The 639-nt window shown below is 62.6% G+C and carries 2 protein-coding genes; both read right to left on the bottom strand.

Features of this window, described 5'->3' with window-relative positions; all coding sequences use genetic code 11:
• Positions 1-527 (bottom strand): transketolase (locus NKH90_RS34705; RefSeq protein ID WP_502898907.1); only part of this gene is annotated, 527 nt, incomplete at its 3' end.
• A gap of 19 nt (positions 528-546) precedes the next feature.
• On the bottom strand, positions 547-639 hold a 93-nt coding region (locus NKH90_RS34700), incomplete at its 5' end, for an SDR family oxidoreductase (protein ID WP_352823843.1).

Genomic DNA, 639 nt, shown 5'->3' with positions numbered 1-639 from the left:
ATGGCAATGAGATTGTCGAGCTTGTGGTGGGCGGCCGACATCGCGGCTTCCCAGGTCGAGCCCTCACCGAGCTCGCCGTCGGACAAAAGATTGTAGACGAAACTGTCGCTTCGCTTGCGCGTCAGCCCCATGCACATGCCAACGGCAATGCCAAGGCCGTGACCGAGCGAGCCGCCGGTGATCTCCATGCCGGGCGTGTATGGCGCCATGCCGGACATCGGCATACGGCTTTCATCGCTGCCATAGGTTTCGAGCTCTTCCTCCGGCAGCACGCCCGCTTCGATCAGAGCCGCGTAGAGCGCGATCGCATAGTGTCCGATCGACAGCAGGAAGCGGTCGCGTCCCTCCCACAACGTGTCCTCCGGCCGGTAACGAAGCGCATGGAAATAGGCGACGGCAAGCACGTCGGCGACACCCAGCGCCTGTCCGACATAACCTTGGCCCTGGACTTGACCCATCCGCACGGCGTGTCGGCGGATACGATAGGCTCGTTCGGCCAGGCTGACATTGCTGCCAGCGCGAGGCATCTCAAGCTCCGTTGTCCACTCAGCCATGGATTAGCATCCCACCGTTGACATCGATCACGGCGCCGGTGATGTAGCTGGCCAGATCGGAAGCCAGGAAGAGATAGGCGCCGGC

This window comes from Mesorhizobium sp. M0898 (assembly GCF_040319695.1).
Lineage (GTDB): Bacteria > Pseudomonadota > Alphaproteobacteria > Rhizobiales > Rhizobiaceae > Mesorhizobium.
Note: the sequence above shows the minus strand (reverse complement) of the source record. Positions and strands in the feature narration are given on the sequence as shown.